Genomic DNA, 22,513 nt, shown 5'->3' on the forward strand with positions numbered 1-22,513 from the left:
GGCTGGGAGGTACCCCAGGTGACCAGGTACATCGTGCAACGCGCCATCCAGGCGCTACCGGTCCTGCTCATCTCCAGCATCGGGATCTTCCTCATCGTCCATCTAGTTCCCGGCGATCCTGCGCTGGTCATCGCCGGGCCGGATGCGACGCCAGAGGCGGTGGCTTCGGTGCGGACGAATTTGGGCCTCGACGAGCCACTGTGGAATCAGTTCTTCGTCTGGCTCGGCAACGTGTTCACCGGAGACTTCGGCACTTCCTACATCTCCAACCTTGCAGTCAGCGAGCTCATCGCATCTCGGCTGCCAGCCACCGTCCAGTTGGCAGTGGCCGCGCTGCTGATCTCAGTTGTGCTGGGCTTTCTGGGCGGGGTACTCGCGGCGGTGTTCGAGAGTCGCCCCATCGACTGGATGATCTCCTCGACCAGTGCGGTGAGTATCGCCGTGCCGGAGTTCTGGGTCGGCATTCTGCTGATCCTGGGCGGCGCGCTTTACCTGGGGATTCTTCCTCCGGGCGGCTACGTCTCGTTCGCCGAGGATCCGTTGCAGGCAGCCAGCTTCATCCTGCTGCCAGCGCTGGCACTGTCGGTGAACACGGCGGCCGTCCTGGCACGGTTCATGCGTTCGTCGATGCTCGAGGTCTTCGGTGAGGACTACATCCGTACCGCCGAAGCCAAGGGGGTACGTCCGCATCTCGTCGTGACGCAACACGTGCTGCGCAATGCGCTGATCCCGGTACTGACGATCCTTGGCATCCAGTTCGGCAGGTTGCTCGGCGGCTCGATCGTCATCGAGACGGTCTTCGCCTGGCCCGGCATCGGACGGTTACTGGTCGACTCGATCAGCAACCGCGACTACAGCGTCGTCCAGGGCGTCATGCTCCTGCTGGTGGTCATCTTCGTGGTGATCAACCTGATCGTCGATCTGTTGTATGGCGCTGTCGACCCGCGCGTTCGCCTCTTGACCGGACGGAGCACCTGATGACAGCTCAAGCCGTGCAGACCACCCGCACCATGGCGCCCGCGCCGAAGCGCAAACCGCAGGGGGCGTTCCGCCGATTGCTACGCAAACCCACGGGTGCCTTCGGTCTCGTGGTCGTCGGGCTCCTCGTCGCGACCGCCCTCGCGGCGCCGCTGATCACATCGTTCGCCCCCGAGGCGCAGATCGGGCCGCGGCTGGCGCCTCCGGGCGGAGAGTTCATTCTCGGTACCGACCAGTTCGGCCGGGACATCTTCAGCCGGCTGGTACACGGGACCCGGGTCTCCCTGATCGTCGGGCTCGTGTCAGTCGGCGTCGGCGCGACGATCGGCACCATCGCCGGTCTGATCTCCGGGTACTTCGGCGGGTGGGTTGACCAGGTGACCGGCCGCGCCTGGGATGTGGTGCTGGCCTACCCGGGCATCTTGCTGGGGGTTCTCGTGGTGGCCATTGCGGGCCCGAGCCTGAGCTCAGTGATATGGGCGGTCGCCATCATCAACGTCCCGATCTTTGCCCGGCTGGTGCGCTCTCAGGCGCTGCGCGAACGCCAGCTCGAGTATGTCCAGGCGGCGAAGGTGAGCGGCGCGTCGGGCTGGCGCATCGCGTTCGGCGACGTACTCCCGAACTGCCTGGCACCGGTGCTGGTGCAGGTGAGTGTCTCGATGGGATTCGCCATTCTGATGGAGAGCGCACTGTCCTTCCTCGGGCTCGGCACCCAGCCACCGGATGCCTCGTGGGGTTCGATGCTCGACGAGGGCCGCGGGTTCCTCCGGGAGGCGCCCTGGTTCGGATTCTTCCCCGGTCTGGTGCTCGCGGTGCTGCTGATCGCTCTGAATTTCCTGTCCGATGCACTCCGCGAGGTGCTCGATCCACAGCGTGGGAGGAACTGACCATGGACGCTGTCCTCTCGATCCGCAATCTCGTCACTGAGTTCCGTACGCCGGACGGCATGCTCCGTGCCGTCGACGGCATCGACCTCGAGCTACGCCCCGGTGAGACCCTCGGCCTCGTCGGTGAGTCCGGCTCCGGCAAGAGCGTGACGATGATGTCCGCGTTGGGGCTGCTTCCTGCGCGCAACACCGTTGTCTCGGGCGAGGTACTGCTCGACGGCAGGGATCTGCTGCGGCTGCCCAAACGGCAGCTGCAGCGTGTTCGGGGCAGAGACGTCGGCGTCGTTTTCCAAGATCCGATGACCTCCTTGAACCCGGTGCGGACCATCGGCTGGCAGATCGGCGAAGCGATCTGGACCCACGATCCGAAGGTCAGCCGCCGGGCCGCGCGCGGCCGCGTGGTCGATCTGCTGCGACTGGTCGGGGTGCCGAGTCCACAGACCCGGGTGGACCAGTATCCGCACGAGTTCTCCGGCGGCATGCGCCAGCGTGTGATGATCGCGATCGCGATCGCAAACCAGCCGAAGGTACTGATCGCCGACGAACCGACGACGGCGCTCGACGTGACGATCCAGGCGCAGGTGCTCGATGTGCTCGAGGCCGCCAAGCAAGAGACCGGCGCCGCCACCATCTTGATCACCCACGACCTAGGCATCGTCGCCCAGTACGTCGACCGCGCGGCGGTCATGTACTCCGGCCGGATCGTCGAGCAAGCCCCGCTGGAACGACTGTTCCGAGAACCACACCACCCCTACACGGTCGGTCTGCTGGCCAGTGTGCCGCGCGTCGAAGCCCGCGCTGAGCATCTGGTCCCCATCCCTGGCCAGCCGCCGACACTGTCGGCGCGACCGCCCGGGTGCGCCTTCCACCCACGGTGCCCCCTTGCCAGTAGCCGGGAACGGTGCCGCATCGAGGCTCCCGACCTGCTTGAGATCGACGACGGACACCTGGCCCGGTGCCATTTCAGCGCCGAGGTCGCCGGCTACGTCCACACCATCGAAGGTGAGTTGGGGATCAGCCTGGCGGGCGAGCCAACCGCCGGCACGAGAGGAGAAATGGCATGACGGGAACCGAACCGATGCTGTCGGCGACGACACTGGCGGATGAGCCAGAGCCGGTGCTCCGAATCTCCGGACTGTCGAAGCACTTCTCGCTGCGCGGCGGGCTGTTCGGCCGCAATTCCGAGCGGGTGCAGGCCGTGACGGACATCAACCTCGACCTGCACCAGGGTGAGACCCTCGGACTCGTCGGAGAGTCCGGCTGCGGAAAGTCGACGGTAGCCCGGCTGCTCGTCGGGCTGCACACGCCGACGGACGGCCGGATCCTCTTCGACGGTCGCGACGTCACCGGACTGCGAGGCGCCGAGCAGAAGGCATGGCGTCGCGATGTCCAGCTGGTCTTCCAGGATCCGTACTCCTCGCTGAATCCACGCAAAACGATCCGCTCCATCATCGGCCAGCCCTTGCGCATCCACGGCTTCACCGCGGCAGCGACACGAGCACGCGTCGCCGAGCTCCTGGACATGGTCGGCTTGTCGCGCGACTACGCAGATCGTTATCCGCGGGAGTTCTCCGGCGGCCAACGCCAGCGGGTGGGGATCGCTCGAGCGCTCGCGCTGCGACCGAAGCTGCTCATCCTGGACGAGCCCGTCTCGAGCCTAGATGTCTCGATCCAGGCCCAGATCGTCAACCTGCTCCAGGAGCTGCAGACCGAGCTCGGGTTGACGTACCTGTTCATCTCGCATGACCTCGCGGTCGTCCGCCACATCTCGCACCGGGTGGCGGTCATGTACCTCGGGAGGATCGTCGAGATCGGCGACCGCTCGCAGATCTATGAACGACCGCAGCATCCGTACACCAGGGCGCTGCAGCAAGCGGCCCCCTCCCCCAGCCTGGCCGCACGGAACAAGCGAGCCGCCCCCCTCACGGGCGATCTGCCGAGCCCGTCGGATCCGCCGTCCGGATGCCCGTTCCGGACCCGATGCCCCAAGGCAGTCGATCGGTGCGCCGACGAACCGCCAGCGCTGGTCGCGCCCGCACGGGGTGGGCACCCGGTCGCCTGCCACTTTCCCGAGACCTACGCGTGACGGCCGGCAGCATCGCGGCCTGCTAGGACTATGCCCAGTGACAAGGAGCAGCTTGACGGATGACACACCTCGACCGGCCGAACATCATCGTGATCCTCGCCGACGACATGGGCTTTTCCGACCTGGGGTGCTTCGGCTCAGAGATCCATACCCCCAACCTTGATCGTCTCGGCGGCAAGGGGCTTCGGTTCACGCAGATGTACACCGCCGCACGGTGCTGCCCGTCCCGCGCATCGCTGCTTACCGGGCTGCATCCGCACCAAGCCGGCATCGGGCACATGGTCACGGACCTCGGCTATCCGGCCTACCAGGGGTACCTCAACGACCAGTGCGTCACCCTGGCGGAGGCGTTGCGTGCCGACGGCTATACCACGCTGATGTCAGGCAAGTGGCACGTCGGCGGCGACTACGACCTTCTGGACTCCGCCACCTGGAAGCCTGGAGAAGCGGGATACCCGACGCCGCGCCAGCGGGGCTTCGACCGCTTCTACGGCATCATGTCCGGCGCGGCCAGTTACTACTACCCGCGCACGCTCATGCGAGACGACGAGTTCATCGAACCGCCAGCATCCGGCTTCTACCTCACCGACGAGATCAGCGCTGAAGCCGTCGAGATGGTCGACCTGGCGAGCCAGGACGATCAGCCCTTCTTCCTGTACCTGTCCTACACCGCACCTCACTGGCCCCTGCACGCCCATGATGAGGACATCACACGATACGAGGGTCACTACCGTCAGGGCTGGGACGCCATTCGCAGCGCCCGCCACGAGAGGTTGACCGCCCTGGGACTGATCGATCGACGCTGGCAGGTCCCGCAGGACCCTGCCGCCCGGCCGTGGTCGGATGCGGTCGATATCGACTGGGAAGCCGCACGGATGGCCGCATACGCCGCCCAGATCGAATCAATGGATCGCGGCATCGGACGTGTTCTTGACACACTGGCCCGGCACGGGCAGGAGGACAACACGCTGATCATCTTCCTCTCCGACAACGGTGGCTGCGCCGAACCGATCCCCTCGGAGAAGTCGAAGTACAGCACTCCCACCGGCGATGGACGCCCCATGCGCATCGGCAACATCGCCGGCCTGCGTCCCGGTCCGGCTGACACCTTCATGAGCTACGACGCCTCCTGGGCACACGCCAGCAATACACCCTTCAGGCGTTTCAAGCGCTGGGTCCACGAGGGCGGCATCTCCACCCCGTGCATCGTCTCCTGGCCGGATCGGATCAGCGAACCGTCAATCGTGCACGAACCAACCCACCTCGTCGACATCTATGCCAGCTGCCTGGATGCAGCCGGGGTCCACTACCCAGACGAGTACAACGAGCACAAGACGACGCCGATGGCCGGAGAGAGCTTCACCCGCGTCTTCGACGGCAAGTCCTGGTCCAGGGAGCAGCCGATCATCTGGGAGCACGAAGGCAATCGCGCCGTGCGCGCCGGCGACTGGAAGCTTGTCGCCGAACATGGAGCGCCCTGGGAGCTCTACAACATCGCGGATGACCGCACCGAGACCCGCGACCTCGCCGATCACGAACCGCAACGTGTCACCACCATGACCACCACCTACGACGAGTGGGCGGAGCGATGTGGTGTCCTGCCATGGACTTCTCTCGAGACCAAGGCCCCACGGTAACCGCGGGCCTCACAGTGCGGTGTGCCATGCCACACCCGACGGCGGAGCTCACCTCTCCCGGTGCAGCATCTCCTCGATGTTCTTGCGGGTGGAGGCGATGTGGGCGCGAGCGGCTTCCTCCGCCTCGGCGGCGTCGCCACGTTCGAGCGCGTCGACGATCCGCTCGTGCTCACCGATCGCGCGTTCCATCGAGCCGATGTCCGAGCTCATCATGGCAACGACGTCATGCTGCATCTCCCGAACCGCGCTGAGGACCACGGTGAGGTATTGATTGCCGGTGGCCTCGGCGATGCGGGAGTGGAACTGCCAGTCACTGACCGTGAAGCCCTCGGCGTCGTGCCCGCGGGCCGCCGTGCGGTTCTCCTCCAGGCGGGTGCGGATCTCGTCCAGGTCCTCGGACTGGCGCCGTTCGGCGGCCCAACGCGCCGACAGCAGTTCGAGCCCTTCGCGGAACTCGAAGAGGTCCTGGACCCCACGGTCGTTCGGGGAAACCGACAGCGAGAGCAACCGGGAGACGGCGGTGCCGGTGTCGTTGCGGACGTAGCTGCCACTCCCCTGCCGGGAGACCACCAGGCCCATCGCCTCGAGCAACTTGATGGCCTCGCGCACCACGCTGCGACTCACGCCGAACTGCTCGGAGAGCTCCTTCTCGGTGGCGAGCTTCTCCCCGACCTTGATCGCACCCGAGCGAATCTGGGACTCGATCTGGGCCATGATCTGCTGCGATCGGCTCTGGGCTGGTGCTACGGGTTGGAACGTCATGTCGCGATGTTACCTGGTGACCGGATCAATTGCGCGTCCTATGTCGGTTCCGTTGACGTTGCTGAGCCGTCGCGCCACGTGGGATCGATCGTGGCGACACGTTCACCGTGTTCACCCGCGATACGGACGGCACTGATCGGCCCGGCATAGTCCCGCCCGCCGATACCGAATGTGCCGCGTCTGAATACGTTGACGGCCTGGGTACTGCCGGCGGCAACGGCCTGGACACCGGACGTAGTGGCGAGGATCTCGATCGATGGCCGGCTCACGAACTCCCGCACGTCCGCGGCGCTCGCCCCCGGGAGAAGCACATAGGCGTACTGATCGTCGTTCGGATCGATGCCATGCTCCACGGAAAGTGTCACAAAGGAACGCTCGATGACCTCGTGATCGGCCATCGACGGGTGCTGGTTGATGTCCGACCACCGGCCTGTCCGAGTGCCCTGCTCGACTCGCAGACGGGCGCCGGTCGGAAAGACATAGCCGACCTGGTGGCTCTGTCCGTCCGACAGATGCGCCCACGTCGCGTTGGTAAACCGCTGGAGCCCGTCCCCAAGAGCGTGCCCGTCGACGAGGAGTTCACCGCGCCCTGCAGTCAGCTTGCGATTCTCGACGATCGTCTCCACAGGTCGCCCGCTGTCGGACCGAATCCCGGCGCCGAGGGCCACGATGACATCAGTCAGGGTGAACCACGATTTCACTGCTGTGGTCCCACCTGGCCCGCCATCGACCACCATTCCGGTGGCGCCGACGTCGCCGATCGCTGTCCCGCCGGCCCAGTCGTTCGTGGCTACCTCTCCGGCCTCGTGGGCCTCCGGAAGGGACCGAATGGCAACAGTGGTTCCCGGGATTCGCCGAGGATCGACCAGGGCCCAGAAGTGGTCGTCGTACTGCCAGAGATCACTGTCATATAGCTGGGTCATCCCGGAGCCGGTGTGCCACCCGCGGAGGTTCTCGCGGTTGATCGACTCATACCGTGCAATCCGGGACGACGACATCGCCACGGCGAAAGCGAAACCCGGCCGGTGGTGCACCATCCGGTCCATGGCCCGGAACTGATGGGTGCCCGCCCACGGGTTTCGTGCCGGGAGTTGGTCCTCGGCAAGCAGCGCTTCAGTTCGCGCGATGGTGCCGATGTCGTTGCCAGGAACAGGGCCGCCGTAACTCCACGTGAGGAGTTCATCGGCGTGCCAGACGAGCGACCCCTTCACCGCCGCACGAAGGTCGCGCGCAGCGTCATCTGGTGCCGCCTCGGCTGCCCACAGCATGCCGCGGAGCACATCAGCACCGGAGGCCCGGTCTTGCTGGTTGCGCCGGGCGATGTTGCGGCCGCGGACCGCTCCGATCAGGGAACCTCGGAAGATCCATGGTTCGAACGTCGTCCGACATCTCTCCGCCAGGAGCTGTCCAAGAGAATCGGGCAACTGCCACGGGCTCCCCTGCAGCACGTAGACCAGCCTCGCCACCGTGAGTAGCAGCGCTCGACCGTAGCCGCCGGTGTACGCGAACCGGTGGTGCTGGATGAACGAGCCATCGTGGTGGAATCCATCGCCGGAATCGACGGTGTCCAGGACCGGATGCAACTCACGGTAGAGCCCCTGCAAGTGCGACTCGTCTCCTAGGAGGAGACTTCGCCCTACCACCACAGCACAGATCCAGGCGCGGTTCGCCCCGGTGCGGCTGGGCGCAGGAGCGAACCGCTCCACAGCATTCATGTACCGCTCCACCCGCTCTGGACCGAGGTCGTTCCGCAGGAGCATCGTGGTCGAATTCAGCGCCAGTGGTGCGCCGATCACCCAGTCGAACCAGTTCCCCGCCCCGTCAGCCTCGGCGTTGTAGACATGACGATGCATCCAGTCGAGGCCATCGATGACGTCAGCGAGCAGGCGCGGCTCTCCACCGAGCGGGCTGGCCGGGGTGGCGTAGGCCAGCGCCAACCGTTCGAGGCGCTGGTAGGTACTCGTGATGCGCGCCGATCGAACCCGATCGGAGTCCACGGAGAACGGCAGGTCCTCCCAGAGCCCGCGAGGGCTCGCCCGCATTCCAGCCCACCAGCGGTTCGCCTCGGTGGCCATGCCGCCCAACGCGCTCGCAATGGTGGTCGACGCGCGATCGAGTGATCTCGGCCCGATGGACATCTCAGCCCACCGGGTGCCGACGGCGGCCAGGGTTCTGCCGTCCGCAGGTCGCAATGGTGGCACCTGGCTCTCCTACATCTCGTAATCGACGAGCGGATCCCAGTCGGGGTTGATGAAGGGCTCCATGGAGTCGATGATGCCTTCTTCGAGGGTGGCGTCGATCAGTTCCTGAAGATGCTCGTCATGCGCCGCGGCCTGCGCCTCGTAGTCCACGTTCGGGTCCGTCAACGCACCCCGAGGATGCCGTTGGCAAACGGACGTTCTCCCTTCTCCACCAGCTGCCGGTAGAACTCCTCAGCGGCCGGGTCCACGAGGAATGGGTCGGGGTGTATCCGAACGATCTCCTCCGCGATGGAGCGGAACGCCTCGGTGTCCGGATCGACGTCGATCCCGTCGTAGACGGCGGGCATGAGCGAGATCTGACGTTCCGACTGGAACGCCGCCTGCTGGAACTCCACCGATCCGAAGAAGTCGAGAACTCGCCACGCGGCTTCGGAGACCTCGGTCTCGGAGTTCATGAACCAGAAGCCCATCACGTTGTTGTTGGGTTTGAGCGTTCCAGCCATACCGTCATCAGGCATCGGCGGAGCTGCTATCCCGAGGTTGATGTCGGGGTTGGCGTTGCGGATCTCGTTGGCGTGGAAGATCGGGTACATGTACATCGCCAGCCGCCCGGCTGCCATCTGCTGGATGGCGTCGGTCCCACCCCAGGACTCCCATCCCGGGGTGAAGACACCGTCGCGCTGCATGGCTTGTCCGAACTCCACCACGTCCGCGAACGACGAGTCCGCCGTCATCGGCTCTCCGTCGACCAGACTGATCGCCGGCTGGTTGTCCCCACCGTGAGGATGCGGGCCGGCGAAGCGCTGCAGCACCAGGAAGTTCTTCCCGACGGTGCCGTAGACGGCCTGGTCGCCGTCCGTGGTGATCCGCTCCGCCATCTCCCGGTATTCCGACCATGTTGTAGGCGGCGCGGAATACCCGAAGTCTTCCAGGATGTCGATGTTGTAGAACATGGGCCGCAGTGCCTGGACGCGCGGGTCAGGTCGCGGCACACCGTAGAGTTCCCCGTCGACGTACAGTGGACTCCTGGCGGGGTCCATGACCCAGTCCGGAAACCGACTGCTGAAGTCGTCGGTGACGAACTCATCCAGAGGCTGGATCCACCCCCGGCTCACGAGATCACGCAGCAGCAGATTGCCAGCACCGGACTGTCGAAAGACATCGGGTGCATCCTCAGCGCCCCCGGTGTATGCCAGCTGCATCGCGTTGCCGTACGCGTCACCGGCAAAGAACTGCAGTTCGACCTCGATGTCCGGGTTGTTCTCCATGAAGATGTCGAACTGCTCCCGCTGGAACTGCTCGTCAGAGGGCCCTTCAGGCACGGTCCAGACCTTCACAGCGGTCTTGCCACCGCCACCGTTGCCACCGCCGCCGGTACTCGTCCCGCCGCCTTCGCCGCCACCCCCGCAGGCGGCCAGCAAACCCGCAGTCCCGAGCGCTCCGGTGCCGTGCAGCAACGAACGCCGACTCAGCGTGCCGCCTTGGCGTGGTGATTCAATCGAACGTGACATGGATGGGTCCTCCTCGACCAAGACGCTTCTGCTTGCCAGGTTGTCTGATGACCCATCATCCGGATGATCGGCGGCGGTGTCAACCCGCCAGACCCGTCGGTCGGCGACAGCACCGACAACGAGCCGCGCAGCCCGCACGACGATATCGACCTCTCATTGCAAGTTGTCCGGTCACCCGTTAACGTGACATCAGGCAGGCGCCACCACGTGCGGTCGCGCCCTCCGCTCACCGACGAATGAGAGGCCCCTCCACGTGACGACAGCGTCCTCTACGCAACAGCGGCCGCCCCACCTGGGGCCGCGACACGCTCCGCGGCTCGGTGCGCGGCTGTGGAAGTACAAGTGGCACTACGTCTTCCTGGGTCCGATGGTGGTGATGTTCTTCGGGTTCACCCTGTGGCCGATGGTCGCGAGCTGGGTCTACTCCTTGTTCGACTGGTCAGGCTTCGGCCCGCTCGAGAATTTCGTGGGGCTGCGCAACTTCTCCAGCGCGTTCAGCGATCCATACTTCTGGAACGCCTTCAAGAACACCGGGATCTTCGCGATCTTCGCGATCTTCGTCCAGCTCCCTCTCGCGTTGATCGTGGCTGTGGTCCTCAACAACAGCGCGCTCCGTGGGCGCAACATCTACCGAATCCTGCTCTTCCTGCCAGTGGTCACCACCACCGCGGTCGTCGGCGTCGTGTTCGCGATCCTCCTCAACCCCTCCGGCGGTCCGATCAACGAACTCCTGCTGAGCAGGGAATTCCTGGACCGGCCGATCAACTTCCTGGGGAGCCGCCACCTGGCTCTTCCGACGGTGCTCGTGATCGACATGTGGAAGGGCATCGGCATCACGATCATCTACTGGCTCGCAGCACTCCAGACGGTTCCGGGCGACCTCTATGAGGCAGCCCGCATCGACGGTGCAAACCGGCGCCAACAGTTCTTCCGCATCACCGTGCCGCTCATCGCCCCGATCGGGATTGTCATCCTCCTGCTGACGTTCGTCACCAGCTTGAACGCCTTCGACATCGTGAAGGTCATGACCGACGGAGGGCCGAACTTCTCCACCGATATCGTCCAGACCTACATCTTCCGCTACGCCTTCGACCCAGACGGGGTGCCGCGCTTCGGCTTCGCATCCGCAGTCGGAATCCTGTTCGGGCTCGCCGTGATGCTGCTCAGCACGATTCCCATGTTCCTTATTCGCCGCCGCCGGCGAGACTCAGGGCAGGTCACACCGAAGGAGAGTGTCCGATGAACACACTGACCGACACCACGCGTCCATCCGCTCCTCCTTTTGGCACTTCCCTGGCCCCAGCGCCGCGCCCAGGCCGCAGGTCCAGTTGGAAGCGCTCGCTCCGCCTGCTACCCACCCACGTGGTCCTCATCGCCATCTGCCTCGCGTGGACCTACCCCTTCGTGTGGATGGTCTCCACCGCGTTCAAGCCAGCCAGTGAAGTCTTCACCAATGGCCTTTCCATCGTCCCGGAGAACGCGACCTTGGAGAACTTCATCCGCGCCTGGGACACGGCGAACTTCGGCCAGTACACGATCAACTCCATCGTGGTGGCGGTCGGGGCAGCCGGACTGACAGTCGCTATGGCTGCTCTCGCCGGCTACGCCCTCGGCCGCGGTGCGATGCCTGGCAAGAAGCTCGTGGTCGGGGTTCTCGTGGTCACCATGTTCCTCCCGAAGGGGTACACGATCCTTCCGGTGTTCATCCTGGTGAACCTGCTGGGCCTGAACAACACACTCTTCGGTGTAGTGCTCGCCGAGACCGGATCGGTGGGCGTCGTCGCCATCTTGCTGTACATGGGCTACTTCTCGCAGATTCCCAAGGAGCTGGAGGAGTCAGCGATCGTCGATGGTGCTGGTTACTGGAGAATCTTCCTGAAGATCATGCTCCCGCTCGCCATGCCCGTGAGCGCGACAGTGTTCATCTTTAACTTCATCGGCGCCTGGCAGGCATTCCTCATCCCGCTCGTCTTCACCCTCGGCGCACCAGAATTACGAACCACCGGCGTCGGGATGTACTCCTTCTTCGGTGAGAACAGTATCGATTGGACCGGCCTGGCCGCCGGCGCAGTGATCTCGGTCGTGCCGATCATCATCGTGTTCCTATTCATGCAGCGCTACTTCATCGAAGGGATCGCCGGTGCCGTCAAGGGCTGACCACACCGACCCACTGAACATCCTGCTGCTCCACTGCCACGACCTCGGCAGATTCGTCGGTGCGGCTGGCGTAGAAACGGTACAGACCCCGGCCATCGATGCCCTGGCGGCCGACGGCGTGCAGTTCACCGACGCCTTCTGCACGGCGCCGCAGTGCAGCCCCTCACGAGCCTCGTTGTTCACGGGCCGCTACCCGCACGCCACCGGCGTCATGGGACTGACTCACAAGGGGTGGGACCTACGAGCCGAAGAAGAACACCTCGCCTCCCTCCTCCGAGACGCCGGCTACTACACCGCTCTCACAGGTATCCACCACGAGTCGAAGCGAGTTCCGGACGCGGAGATCGCGGACCAGCTGAGCTTCGACCATGTCGACACACTCGGCGGCACGCACTACGACCGCCGCGCGGAGTTGGTCGCCGACGCCACGATCGACATACTCACCGAACGGGCGGCCGATCCCGCCCATCCGTTCTACCTGCAGGCAGGGCTGCTCGAACCGCATCGCCTTCAAGAGCCGCAGCCGGGCGATGCCATGGGGTTCACCGGCGGATACATCGATTCCGACAAGAGTCTCGGTGTCACGATCCCCGGATATCTGCAAGACGATGACGGGACGCGCACCGAGATGGCCGAGCTGCAGGGCGCTGTGCGCTATGCGGATCAGGCGATCGGACGGATACTCGAGACCCTGAAGAACACGGGCCTCGCCGAGCGCACGATCGTGGTGTTCACGACGGATCACGGGCTCGCCCTCCCCGGCGCCAAGGGCACCTTGCGCGATTCCGGACTGGAGACGGTACTGATCTGGCGCGCCCCTGCCCTGAACTGGACCGGTGGGCGCACAGTACTGGGCCTGGTGAGCAATGTCGACGTGGTTCCCACACTGCTGGAGGCGGTCGGCACGGACATCCCGGACGCCATACATGGCCGTAGCCTCACCGCCGCGCTCTCGGGCCAGACGTGGGAACCACGCCATGCCATCGCCGGAGAGCTCACCTTCCATGACTTCTACGACCCGCAACGCTGCATCCGCACGGACCGGCACAAGCTGATCGTGCACTTCGACCGGTGTTCCAGCCACGCACAGAGGTCCACCCAGTCCTGGCGTCCCCGTTCCACTCTGATCGATCAGCGACTGGCCGAGGCCCCGCCACCGATCGAACTGTTCGATCTGCACACCGACCCACTCGAACTCACGAACCTGGCTGGTGATCCCGAGCACAGCGCCACGCTCGACCGGCTCCGCGCGATGCTGCGTGAGTGGATGGTCAGCACGGACGACCCACTGCTGAACGGGCCCGTAGCCTCCCCGCGCACGCCGATGCCCGCTCGTTCCTGCTCACCGACTGACCGCCCACCCCACCGCCGAGGAGAATCGACGTTGCGCCCACCGAACGTGCTCTATCTGATGTCCGACCAGCACACGAGCACCGTGCTGGGCTGCGCCGGCGATCCGGTGGCCGAGACACCGAACCTCGATCGCCTGGCCGCGAGCGGTGCCCAGTTGACCGATGTCTACTGCCCGTCGCCGATCTGCGTGCCGTCCCGGATGTCGATGCTCAGCGGACGCCATCCGCACCGCAACCACGTCTGGACGAACGATCACCCGCTTCCCGGCTCGATCGCGACGTGGCCGCAGGCTCTCGGGGCAGCCGGATACCGCACCCGGCTGGTCGGCCGGTTGCACTCGATCGGCACCGATCAGTTGCTCGGTTTCTCCGAGCGGACGGTGGGTGACCACTCCCCCAATCACCCCGGCGGCAAGCTTTCCGACCTCGGCGTCCTCATGGGCACGGCCGGACCGACCCGGGTCAGCGTGGACCGGTCCGGCCCCGGGCGACACCCGTACCAGCAGCATGATACGGACGTGACGATCTCAGCCATGGAGAGCCTGCGCGAGTTCGGTGCCCGACGGCGGGCAGGGGACGATCAGCCGTTCGCTCTCTCGGTCGGCTACATGCTGCCGCACCAGCCGTACGTGGCTGACCCGGAGGACTACGCCCGCTTCGAGGGAAAGGTGGGGGCGGCACCGATCCAGGTCCGGCCCGATCACCCCCACCACCAGCGGTGGCGGGAGCAGACCGCGATCACCGATGTCTGCGAGGAGGAGGCGATCCGCGCCCGTACGGCGTTCTACGCGCTGACCTACCGCATGGACGTGATGATCGGACAGGTGCTGGACACGCTCGAGGAGGAGGGCCTGACGCAAGACACGATCGTCGTCTACACCTCCGACCACGGGGACCACCTCGGCAACCGCGAGCTGTGGTGGAAACAGACCTTCTACGACGAGTCGGCGAAAGTCCCGTGCCTGGCCTCCTGGCCCGGTCGTATCCCGGCCGGCACAGTGCACCGGGCACCGGCCGGAGGGGTCGACCTGACCGCCACCGTCCTGGCCGCCACCGGCGCACCAGCGCTGCCGAATGCCGACGGACGCTCACTCCTCGGCCTCCTGACGGGTCAGGCACCGGAAGACGTCCCGGACACGGTCTACTCGGAGTACTGCACCGACGACGGAGCGATCCAGCGGATGGTCCGCTGTGGCCGGTACAAGCTCGCCTACTACGACGGTCAGCCCGTGCAGCTGTTCGATCTCGAGGCCGATCCACACGAGGTGCACGACCTGTCCGATGACCCCGCCCAAGCCGGGACGCTCGCCGAGCTGACCGCCCTCGTGCTGGACGGATGGGACCCGGCTCGCGTGCGGGCCGAGATCGAGGAGATGCACGCCGATCTGGACATCCGCACCACATGGGCCGCGCTCACCGAGCCGGCAGACTCCTACCGGTGGCGCCTCGTTCCCCAGATGAGCGGGCTCAGCGGGCGATCGGAGCCAGAGGGAAGCCGATGACGACGACCCGCGCCCAGGTCTCCCGGCTTGAGCTGGGTTGCGCCTGGCTGGGCCTACCCCGGTCCGAGCCTGAGGTCGCTCACGCGACCATCCACGCCGCGCTGGACTGCGGGATCCGCACCTTCGACGTCGCACCCCTGTACAACGCCGGCGCTGCCGAGTCGGTCCTGGGCGAGGCACTGACCGAGGTCCCACGATCTCAGATCCGTGTGTCGACAAAGGTGGGCCGACGGCTACGCACCGGACCGGACGGGGTGAGAGCCGCCGTCGGCGACTACACACCCTCGGGCGTGCGGCGTTCACTCGAGGAGAGCCTGGAGCGGTTGCACCTGGAACGAGTGGATCGGCTGCTCCTGCACGACCCACAGAACACCGAGGACGGCGGTGTGGCGGCCTACCGCGAGTTGGAACGCATGCGTGAGGAAGGGCTGACCGATGCCATCGGGATTGGCATCAACCACCACGACTACGCGCGCCCGTTCGTCGGCGAGAACCAGCTTGAGGTGATCCTGCTGGCCGGTCGATGGACGCTGCTGGATCGCAGTGCCTCCGAGTGGCTCCTCCCCCGCTGCAATGACCTCGGGATCGGCGTGGCCGCCGCGGGTGTGTTCAACACCGGAGTGCTCGCCGAACCCGACGACCCCGACGCCAGGTTCGACTACGCGCCCGCATCGCAGCAGATCCGCGAACGTGCACGCCGTATCCGGCAGCTCTGCGCCGCGCACGGGGTCTCGCTCCCGGCCGCAGCCATTCAGTACCCGTTCACCGATCCTGCCGTGACTTCGGTGATCATCGGGGCCAATACTGCTGAGCAGGTGCGTGCGAACACCGCGAGCGCCGAGCACGCTGTGCCGGAGGCGCTCTGGGCGGCCCTTGCGACGCAGTCGTGATGCACGTGCTCGACACGCATGTCCACCTGGTCGAGGACCCAGACTGGGTACGCGGTGAGCACCAAGGTCCGGTGCGGCGACCGTTCACCGCGGCAGACTTCCGCGATCACGCGGCAGGGACCGAGGTGACCGCGCTGGTGAGCGTGCCGTCACTTCCGACAGTGGCCGAGACCCGGCGCATGCTTGCCGTTGCCGCAGCCGACCCGACGGTGGCCGCCGTCGTCGGATGGGTCGACCTGACGGCGCCGGATGTGGGCGCACAGCTGGACGCCCTGATGGCGACGCCAGGATCGCTGCGCGGGATCCGGCACTCGCTGCAACGCGAACCGGACCCCGACTGGTTGATGCGCACCGACGTGCTCGCGGGACTACGTGAGCTAGCCGAACGCGACCTGCTGTTCGAGATTCTTGCCCGAGGCGATCAGCTGGACGCCGCTGTGCGGATGAGCCGGCAACGTCCCGATCTCACGCTCGTGCTCGATCACGCCGGCAACCCTCCGCTGGCGACCGGGGACCTGACGGACTGGGAACGGCACCTCCGCAGGCTGGCCCAGCACGAACGCCTCGTGTGCAAGGTGTCCGGCCCCATGGTGCACGCCGAGCGCAGCACTCTCGCGGACGGTGCACTCGACCGCAGTGCCCAACTCGTGCGAGACATCTTCGGACCTTGCCGAACACTCGTCGGTTCGAATTATCCGTTGTGCCTGCTGACTGGCGACTACGACGCCGCCTGGCGACGCGGTCTCTCGCTGGTTGCAGAGGTTTCCGGCGACGCGCGGCAGGTGCACGCGACCGCACGAACTCTCTACATCCCCAGCACCTGACCGGGCTATGAGTGGAGTGCCCGTTCGGACAAGAGAGTCTCCTCGTCGAGACGCAGCCATTCTCCGGTCGCGGTCGCGATCTGGACCGCAGTGTCCGCCACGTCGGTCGAGGCGCACACTCCTCGGACGGCGCATGGCGCGCCCGGGGGCGAGGGATAGAGCACCGTGACCACGCGAAGGGGTCCTGCAGCGGCAACGTCGTAGATGGCCGTCGGAATCGGCGCGTACTCGCCCTGCTGATGAGTCCCTACGGAGACCCAACCCTGCCACTCCGGCTCACGCTGACCGGCGACGACCCGCACCGTCATACCGTCGACGGCGGATGATGCCACAGCTAGGCGTGCCGTGCCTCGGCTGGTGCCCGCCACGACCAGCCCCTCGGCCTGCACCCGGCCGCGCAAGTGCCACAGGATCTCGTAGGTGTGCAGCGCGTCGTCCTCGGGCAGGAGCCGGTCTACGACGAGAAACATGGGCCCCAGCGTTTCGAACCCGGCCTTGATGAGGAACACCCGGCGAGTGTGCCGAACAGTGGGTGACCCATTGGTGCCGTAGCCCTCGTCGTACGTGGCCTCGACCGCGTCCACGCGAGCACTCGAGGCCCACTGAGCTCGCGACGTCACCTGCAGATCCACGGCATCCCGGTCGAAGTGCTGCGCCCGATTCTGATCCTGGCCGTCCACGCGGATCGTGTTGTGTGCCCGTGTGGAACGGACATACGTCCGCATCGGTGAGGCGTCGTAGGCGTAGTTGCCCGCTTCGACGAGCATCGGCTGGCCGTACGCATGCACGAGCAGATTGAGCTTGTCCTCGTGTTGGTGTGCGAGTCCGAACGGTCCGCCATCGAACAGTCCCCAGACCGCTTCTTGCCCCCAACCGGTGCGCATGACGTAGTAGCCGGCATGGGGGAAGGCAACCGATGTCCAGGCTGGTGGCCGCCCGTCCCTGCCTTCGGTGTGTGCCCATCGCAGATCCGCGCGATGCGGGTACCTCGCCACCGCCCGATGCAGCAGTGGAGCCACCGGACGTTGACGTCCGTCATTGAGATCGGGTAGGGAGCCATCCGGTTGCATCAGGCCGAGATTGACAGAGTGCATCGACTCCAACCACGGATCGAAGACCTCTGGCCAGGACACCCCATAAGCATCGGCGACATCGCGTACCTGCTCGTAGTTGCGCACGACGACTTGGTGGTAGTTCGTGGAGAGTTCACCGTGGACGCCGTCCGGGTGCACTTGGCATTCAAGCTCAGCAGCGAGCCGTTCCAGAGCGTATTCACGCCACTGCTGCGCGTGAGAGAGCATCGGGTACAGAATGCCGATCTGAGCGAGACCGTTCATCTCCATGATGAGCCAATTCCTCGCCCGGTGACTGCGCCAGAGTCGTCGGCCGTGTTCCCAGACGGACTTGCACCAGTCGACGAGCACATCGTCGGTCAGCACCGGCGAAGCCAGGAACGCGTGGATCGCCGTAGGCCAGTGTGCCCCCATCCGGATGCCTGCCTCGATGGTCCGCCAGGTAGTGGTCTCGTTTCCCGGTCGATCGATCGGAACGAGCACTCGCCGTACCCATCCGAGGAACATGCGCACGAAGGAGTCCGCGAAGCGTTCGTCTCCCGTCTCTCGATAGCGCAGCGCGAGGATGGACCATTCGGGGTGGCGATTGAGTTGCATCGTCCATTCGCGATACCCCTCCGGCGTCGGATCCAGGGTCCAGTCGATCTCGCCTGGAAAGGGATGCGGCCGAGAACAGGAGATCAACTCACCTCTCACGATCCGTTCGGCGGCGCCGGCGATCGACTCATCCGGTGCGAGTGCCGTCGGGGGAAGCGGTTGCCGCGGCAAGGCCAGGTACTTCTCGGGCTGGAGTTCACCTCGCACTGCAACGGCGAAGATCCGCCGTGCGGTCGCGAAGTCCTGCCTGTCGGCCGCGGAGGCCACGTCTCGCATGCTCGGCCGGGCCACATCGAGGCAGCCACCGAAGAAGTCGGCGTCGCTCAGGCGCGGGCCCGCCCCGGGATCCCTCATTTCGTCGCGACTCACGACCGCCTCCCATCCCCACCATCCGCAGCGGACAGCAGCCTCACTCAACATTCCTCCGGTTGTCTGGTCACCAGCATATCGACAGCGATAACCCTAGATGCCAGTTCGCCGGGTTGTCTGATAACCTGGCGAGCGTGTACCGGTGATGTGTTCGCTTGCGGAAGGCCCTATCGGCCGGTGTGCGGACACCTCCTCCCTCTGACGAGAGACGCTACGAATGATGCGCATCACAGATGTCACCGTCGACCTGGTCGACCTGGACGCCGAACCGTTGTTCCAGTGGCGGCAGGGCCTTCCCGGATCGGAGCCGCGGCTCGTCGGCGGGGTTCTGCGCGTCTGGACCTCTGACGGTGTGATCGGTGAGGCACACACCAGACGTGGCGTCATCGTCAAGGACGTCGTCGAGCGCCGCCTACGCGAGGAACTGATCGGCGCGAATGCACTCAGCCGGGAGTACCTTTGGCACCGGATGTGGGAGCTCGACCGTGTCGAGGAGATCCCGATCTACGCCTTCGGACTGCTCGACCTTGCGCTCTGGGATCTCGCCGGCAAGGCCGCGAACCTCCCTGTGCACCGGCTGCTCGGCACGTTCCGGGAGAGCATTCCTGCCTACGCCAGTACGATCACCTACGACTCGGTCGAGGAGTATCTCGACGTCGCCGACCAGTGCCTGGACCGGGGCTTTCGTGCCATCAAGTTGCACGCCTGGGGCGACGCCCGTAGGGACGCCGACCTGTGCCGGCGGCTGCGCGAGCACGTCGGCGACGACGTGGAGCTGATGTACGACGGCTCCGCGGGCTTCAGTTTCCCCGACGCGGTGTACCTGGGCAAGGCGCTTGGCGACGCCGGGTACCTCTGGTACGAGGAGCCGATGCGTGAGTTCAACGTGACGGCACATCGCTGGCTGTCGGACGCCGTCGGGGTACCGCTGCTGGTCGGTGAGACCAGCGACGGCGCGCACATGAACATGGCGGATTTCGTCGCCACCGGGTGCGCCACGTACGTCCGCACGAGCGCCACCTTCAAGGGAGGCATCACCGGGGCAATGCGGATCGCCCACCTGGCTGAGTCATTTCTCCTCAAAGCCGAGGTGCACGGGATGGGAATCGCGCACCAGCACCTGTGCATGGCGATCCCGAATACGACCTACTATGAGGCCCTAGTGTGGGGCAACCCGATCCAGACCGGTGGCGAGATCCGCGCTGACGGCACGGTCGCCGCGCCGCAGACGCCCGGCATCGGGTGGAGCGACTCCTCCACCGGGGACGACCGGCCACGACAGAATGCCGCCGTCGCGTCGGCGCGCGCGTGACGCCAGGACGTTCATCCCAACACTCGTCGGCGAACAGCAGTCACGCCGTCCGGGTCAGTCCGCCCTCTCGTCCAGCATGGCGTGCATGATGAGCGCCGTCAGGTTCCATCCGATGAAGCCTGGATTGCTCTCCGCCCGCCCGGTCTCGGCGTCGTAGTACTCGTGCCAGTGGCCGTTCCTGCGTAGGTCTTCATGCAGCAACGCCGCAGAACCGTCAGCCACTCGCCGGGCAAGTCTGCGGTAGCCGTAGGAGAGCAGCCCTTCGAAGACGACGTAGTTGGCCACGATCCACACCGGGCCCTGCCAGTTCGACGGATTGCCACTCACGCGAGTGTTGTAGATCGGATCACGTGAAGTCACAGTCCGGATGCCGTAGTCACAGATCAACCCTCCGTCTTCAGCCGCAGCCTCAACCGCCCGTTCGGCCAAGTCAGCAGTGGCCACGCCGGCCCACAGGGGCATCAGTGAGGTCCAGGTACGGAATTTCAGCGGCACGGTCCACGTCACCGGCAATGTTGCTGTCGGTGGTGTCTGGCCGAGTGCGTCGTGGTGGTAGTAGAACTCGTCCACCGGGTCCCAGAGCACAGCGTTGATCCGCTCCGCGAGAGCATCGGCTCGCGCAGCATAGGAAGTCGCCCGGTCCGGCTGATCGAGCATGCGCCAGATCTGTTCCATCGCCCGGAACTCACGTACGAAGTAGGAATTCAGGTCTGCCCCGAGCACAGAGTTCGGTGGGCGGCCGTACAGCGCCGGATGATTGTCGGGTCCATCTCCCTTGTGGGTCCTCCACGCATACAGCCCCCAGTCAGTGAACTGCGTGGCGGACCAATGTTCCAGGTAGCGATCCAGCTTCGGAGCTGTTGCGGCCAGCCACTCGCCTGTCCCCAGCGCCTCGTCGAGCAGAGCCATCTGCGCGAGTATCGGCTTGGCGGGGTTGTACAAGGCATCCGGTCCCCGGGTCCCCGGCCCGGAGCGGGGTGAGAGGTGGGGAGGATGGCGGACCGCTGTCGAATCAGTGAGCAACCGGTACGGCACGTGCCCGTCTTCGCCTTGTGCGTCAAGAAAGTTCTCCACGCACGCTCGGACCGGAACGTCTGGAACACCGAGCCGGGTCAGCGCCAGGAGGGTGAAGTAGGAGTCCCAGTCCCAGAGCTGGTTGGCATAGCTCGCCGACGACTCGACGAACGGATGCCGCAGGTCACCAGTTGCGGGCCGAATGATGCGATCGAGGGATGCGAGCGCATCGTCGGTCAATGCGGAGGCAGGTGCACTCACGCGGGCACTGCCTCGGCCAGCTCCTCGGTGAGCGGCACGAGCGCGGGCCGCTCGCAGGTGCTGTCCACAGTGAGTGTCCGCTTCTCGTCGCCTGCCCGGAGCAGGGTTTCCATCACGTCGAGCACATGGAGACCTAGGGCACCTCCGGCACGCGGTTCGTTCCCTGGCGGGGTGGCCATCATGTCGACCACTCCGTATCCGCGGGCGCAGTCCTGGAAGCCGGCCGACTCAGGCAGAACCGACCACTCCTTCTCACCCAGCAGGCGCAGCTGCACCGGTTCGGCGACCTTGTTCGGCGGCCCCAGCGTGAGCGAACCCTCCAAGCCGTGCACCTCGATCGGGACAGCGTGCGAAGCAGCCGTGTCGAAGCTCATCACGATGGTGGAAACGGCACCCGATGCGTGGACCAGCCCGCCGGTGACGTGGGTATCGACCTGCACCGGGAAGGACTCGCCGGCCCGGTCGCCCGAGCTGATGGTGCGGTGCTGCCGTGGACGGGTTCCGGTACCGAACACCTCGGCGACCGGTCCGAGCATGTGCACGAGGGCGGCGATGTAGTAGGGGCCCATATCGAACAGTGGGCCGCCACCGGGGACGAAGTAGAACTCCGGATTCGGATGCCACCGATCTGGCCCAGGGCCGGCCATGGTCGCCGTCGCTGCGACCGGCGTTCCGATCAGTCCGTCGTCCACCGCCTTCCGCGCTGTCTGCGTGCCAGTACCGAGCACCGTGTCCGGAGCACATCCGAGCCGGACCCCAGCCGACGATGCGGCGGCCACCAGGTCGCGGCCCTCGCTCGTTGTCGCTGCGAGCGGCTTCTCGTTGAAGACCGCCTTGCCGGCGTTGATCACCGCATGGGCAATCGCGGCATGGGCGTTCGGCGTCGTGAGGTTCACGACCGCATCGACGTTGTCGGCGCCGAGCAAATCCTCGACCGAGGACACCCGGTATCCGCGCTGCTCAGCGATGCTTCGTGCACGACTGTCGTCACGATCGGCCACCCTGGCCACATGTGCCGCATCCAGGCGGTCGAACGTGTCGAAGTACTTGCGGGAGATGACCCCGCACCCGATGATCCCGATTCCCAGAGACATGGAGGG

The 22,513-nt window shown here is 65.7% G+C and carries 18 protein-coding genes; 11 read left to right on the plus strand and 7 right to left on the minus strand.

The features are described from left to right. Window positions 1-33: 33 nt before the first annotated feature. From BLU77_RS09740 to BLU77_RS09760, 5 genes are read left to right on the plus strand one after another with little or no spacing between them, the layout of a single operon-like run. Window positions 34-978 (plus strand): ABC transporter permease, encoded by a 945-nt coding sequence (locus BLU77_RS09740; RefSeq protein ID WP_217632393.1) that lies wholly within the window; start codon window positions 34-36, stop codon window positions 976-978. Next, the gene (locus tag BLU77_RS09745) at window positions 978-1,865 is read left to right on the plus strand and encodes an ABC transporter permease (protein WP_217632394.1); all 888 of its coding nucleotides are present in this window, start codon (window positions 978-980) and stop codon (window positions 1,863-1,865) included. The genes BLU77_RS09740 and BLU77_RS09745 overlap by 1 nt, the downstream gene beginning before the upstream one ends. Window positions 1,866-1,867: 2 nt before the next feature. Continuing rightward, window positions 1,868-2,929, plus strand: coding sequence for an ABC transporter ATP-binding protein (locus tag BLU77_RS09750; protein ID WP_089772749.1), 1,062 nt, complete (start codon window positions 1,868-1,870; stop codon window positions 2,927-2,929). Then, the gene (locus BLU77_RS09755) at window positions 2,926-3,951 is read left to right on the plus strand and encodes an ABC transporter ATP-binding protein (RefSeq protein WP_089772750.1); all 1,026 of its coding nucleotides are present in this window, start codon (window positions 2,926-2,928) and stop codon (window positions 3,949-3,951) included. Before BLU77_RS09750 ends, BLU77_RS09755 begins: the two co-directional genes overlap by 4 nt. Window positions 3,952-4,010: 59 nt before the next feature. After that, entirely contained in the window at window positions 4,011-5,588 is a 1,578-nt protein-coding gene (locus tag BLU77_RS09760) for an arylsulfatase (protein ID WP_089772751.1), read from the plus strand. A gap of 48 nt (window positions 5,589-5,636) precedes the next feature. Here BLU77_RS09760 and BLU77_RS09765 read toward each other — a convergent pair whose 3' ends face one another. From BLU77_RS09765 to BLU77_RS09775, 4 genes are read right to left on the minus strand one after another with little or no spacing between them, the layout of a single operon-like run. Beyond that, entirely contained in the window at window positions 5,637-6,350 is a 714-nt protein-coding gene (locus BLU77_RS09765) for a FadR/GntR family transcriptional regulator (protein WP_089772752.1), read from the minus strand. Window positions 6,351-6,388: 38 nt separating this feature from the next. Then, window positions 6,389-8,551, minus strand: a complete 2,163-nt coding sequence (locus tag BLU77_RS09770; protein WP_139177713.1) for a polysaccharide lyase 8 family protein — start codon at window positions 8,549-8,551, stop codon at window positions 6,389-6,391. A gap of 9 nt (window positions 8,552-8,560) precedes the next feature. Beyond that, window positions 8,561-8,701, minus strand: coding sequence for a hypothetical protein (locus tag BLU77_RS22030; RefSeq protein WP_175477014.1), 141 nt, complete (start codon window positions 8,699-8,701; stop codon window positions 8,561-8,563). Window positions 8,702-8,712: 11 nt separating this feature from the next. Next, window positions 8,713-10,062: an ABC transporter substrate-binding protein gene (locus BLU77_RS09775; protein WP_089772754.1), complete on the minus strand. Its 1,350-nt coding sequence runs from the start codon at window positions 10,060-10,062 to the stop codon at window positions 8,713-8,715. A 253-nt stretch (window positions 10,063-10,315) separates the two neighbouring features. On the opposite strand from BLU77_RS09775, the gene BLU77_RS09780 reads away from it, so the two are divergent. The 5 genes from BLU77_RS09780 to BLU77_RS09800 are packed head-to-tail and all read left to right on the plus strand — an operon-like array spanning window position 10,316 to window position 16,787. Beyond that, window positions 10,316-11,305 carry a carbohydrate ABC transporter permease gene (locus BLU77_RS09780; protein WP_245708751.1) on the plus strand — a complete coding sequence of 330 codons (990 nt, stop codon included), beginning with the start codon at window positions 10,316-10,318 and terminating at the stop codon, window positions 11,303-11,305. Then, a complete protein-coding gene (locus BLU77_RS09785) occupies window positions 11,302-12,219 on the plus strand; it encodes a carbohydrate ABC transporter permease (RefSeq protein ID WP_089772755.1) in 918 nt (305 codons plus the stop codon). Before BLU77_RS09780 ends, BLU77_RS09785 begins: the two co-directional genes overlap by 4 nt. After that, window positions 12,203-15,073 carry a sulfatase-like hydrolase/transferase gene (locus BLU77_RS09790; protein ID WP_089772756.1) on the plus strand — a complete coding sequence of 957 codons (2,871 nt, stop codon included), beginning with the start codon at window positions 12,203-12,205 and terminating at the stop codon, window positions 15,071-15,073. Before BLU77_RS09785 ends, BLU77_RS09790 begins: the two co-directional genes overlap by 17 nt. Then, window positions 15,070-15,963, plus strand: coding sequence for an aldo/keto reductase (locus BLU77_RS09795; RefSeq protein ID WP_175477015.1), 894 nt, complete (start codon window positions 15,070-15,072; stop codon window positions 15,961-15,963). Before BLU77_RS09790 ends, BLU77_RS09795 begins: the two co-directional genes overlap by 4 nt. Next, window positions 15,963-16,787: an amidohydrolase family protein gene (locus tag BLU77_RS09800; protein ID WP_089772758.1), complete on the plus strand. Its 825-nt coding sequence runs from the start codon at window positions 15,963-15,965 to the stop codon at window positions 16,785-16,787. The genes BLU77_RS09795 and BLU77_RS09800 overlap by 1 nt, the downstream gene beginning before the upstream one ends. A 5-nt stretch (window positions 16,788-16,792) precedes the next feature. Here BLU77_RS09800 and BLU77_RS09805 read toward each other — a convergent pair whose 3' ends face one another. Next, window positions 16,793-18,826, minus strand: coding sequence for an alginate lyase family protein (locus BLU77_RS09805; protein WP_175477016.1), 2,034 nt, complete (start codon window positions 18,824-18,826; stop codon window positions 16,793-16,795). 220 nt (window positions 18,827-19,046) lie between these two features. On the opposite strand from BLU77_RS09805, the gene BLU77_RS09810 reads away from it, so the two are divergent. Then, the gene (locus BLU77_RS09810; RefSeq protein ID WP_089773119.1) at window positions 19,047-20,138 is read left to right on the plus strand and encodes an enolase C-terminal domain-like protein; all 1,092 of its coding nucleotides are present in this window, start codon (window positions 19,047-19,049) and stop codon (window positions 20,136-20,138) included. A 54-nt stretch (window positions 20,139-20,192) separates the two neighbouring features. Here the strand turns inward: BLU77_RS09810 and BLU77_RS09815 are convergent, their stop codons facing one another. After that, complete coding sequence (locus BLU77_RS09815) at window positions 20,193-21,413, minus strand: MGH1-like glycoside hydrolase domain-containing protein (RefSeq protein WP_175477017.1); 1,221 nt, start codon at window positions 21,411-21,413, stop codon at window positions 20,193-20,195. Continuing rightward, window positions 21,410-22,507 carry a Gfo/Idh/MocA family protein gene (locus BLU77_RS09820; RefSeq protein WP_089772761.1) on the minus strand — a complete coding sequence of 366 codons (1,098 nt, stop codon included), beginning with the start codon at window positions 22,505-22,507 and terminating at the stop codon, window positions 21,410-21,412. The genes BLU77_RS09815 and BLU77_RS09820 overlap by 4 nt, the downstream gene beginning before the upstream one ends. Window positions 22,508-22,513: the final 6 nt, after the last annotated feature.

This window comes from Ruania alba, assembly GCF_900105765.1.
GTDB lineage: Bacteria > Actinomycetota > Actinomycetes > Actinomycetales > Beutenbergiaceae > Ruania > Ruania alba.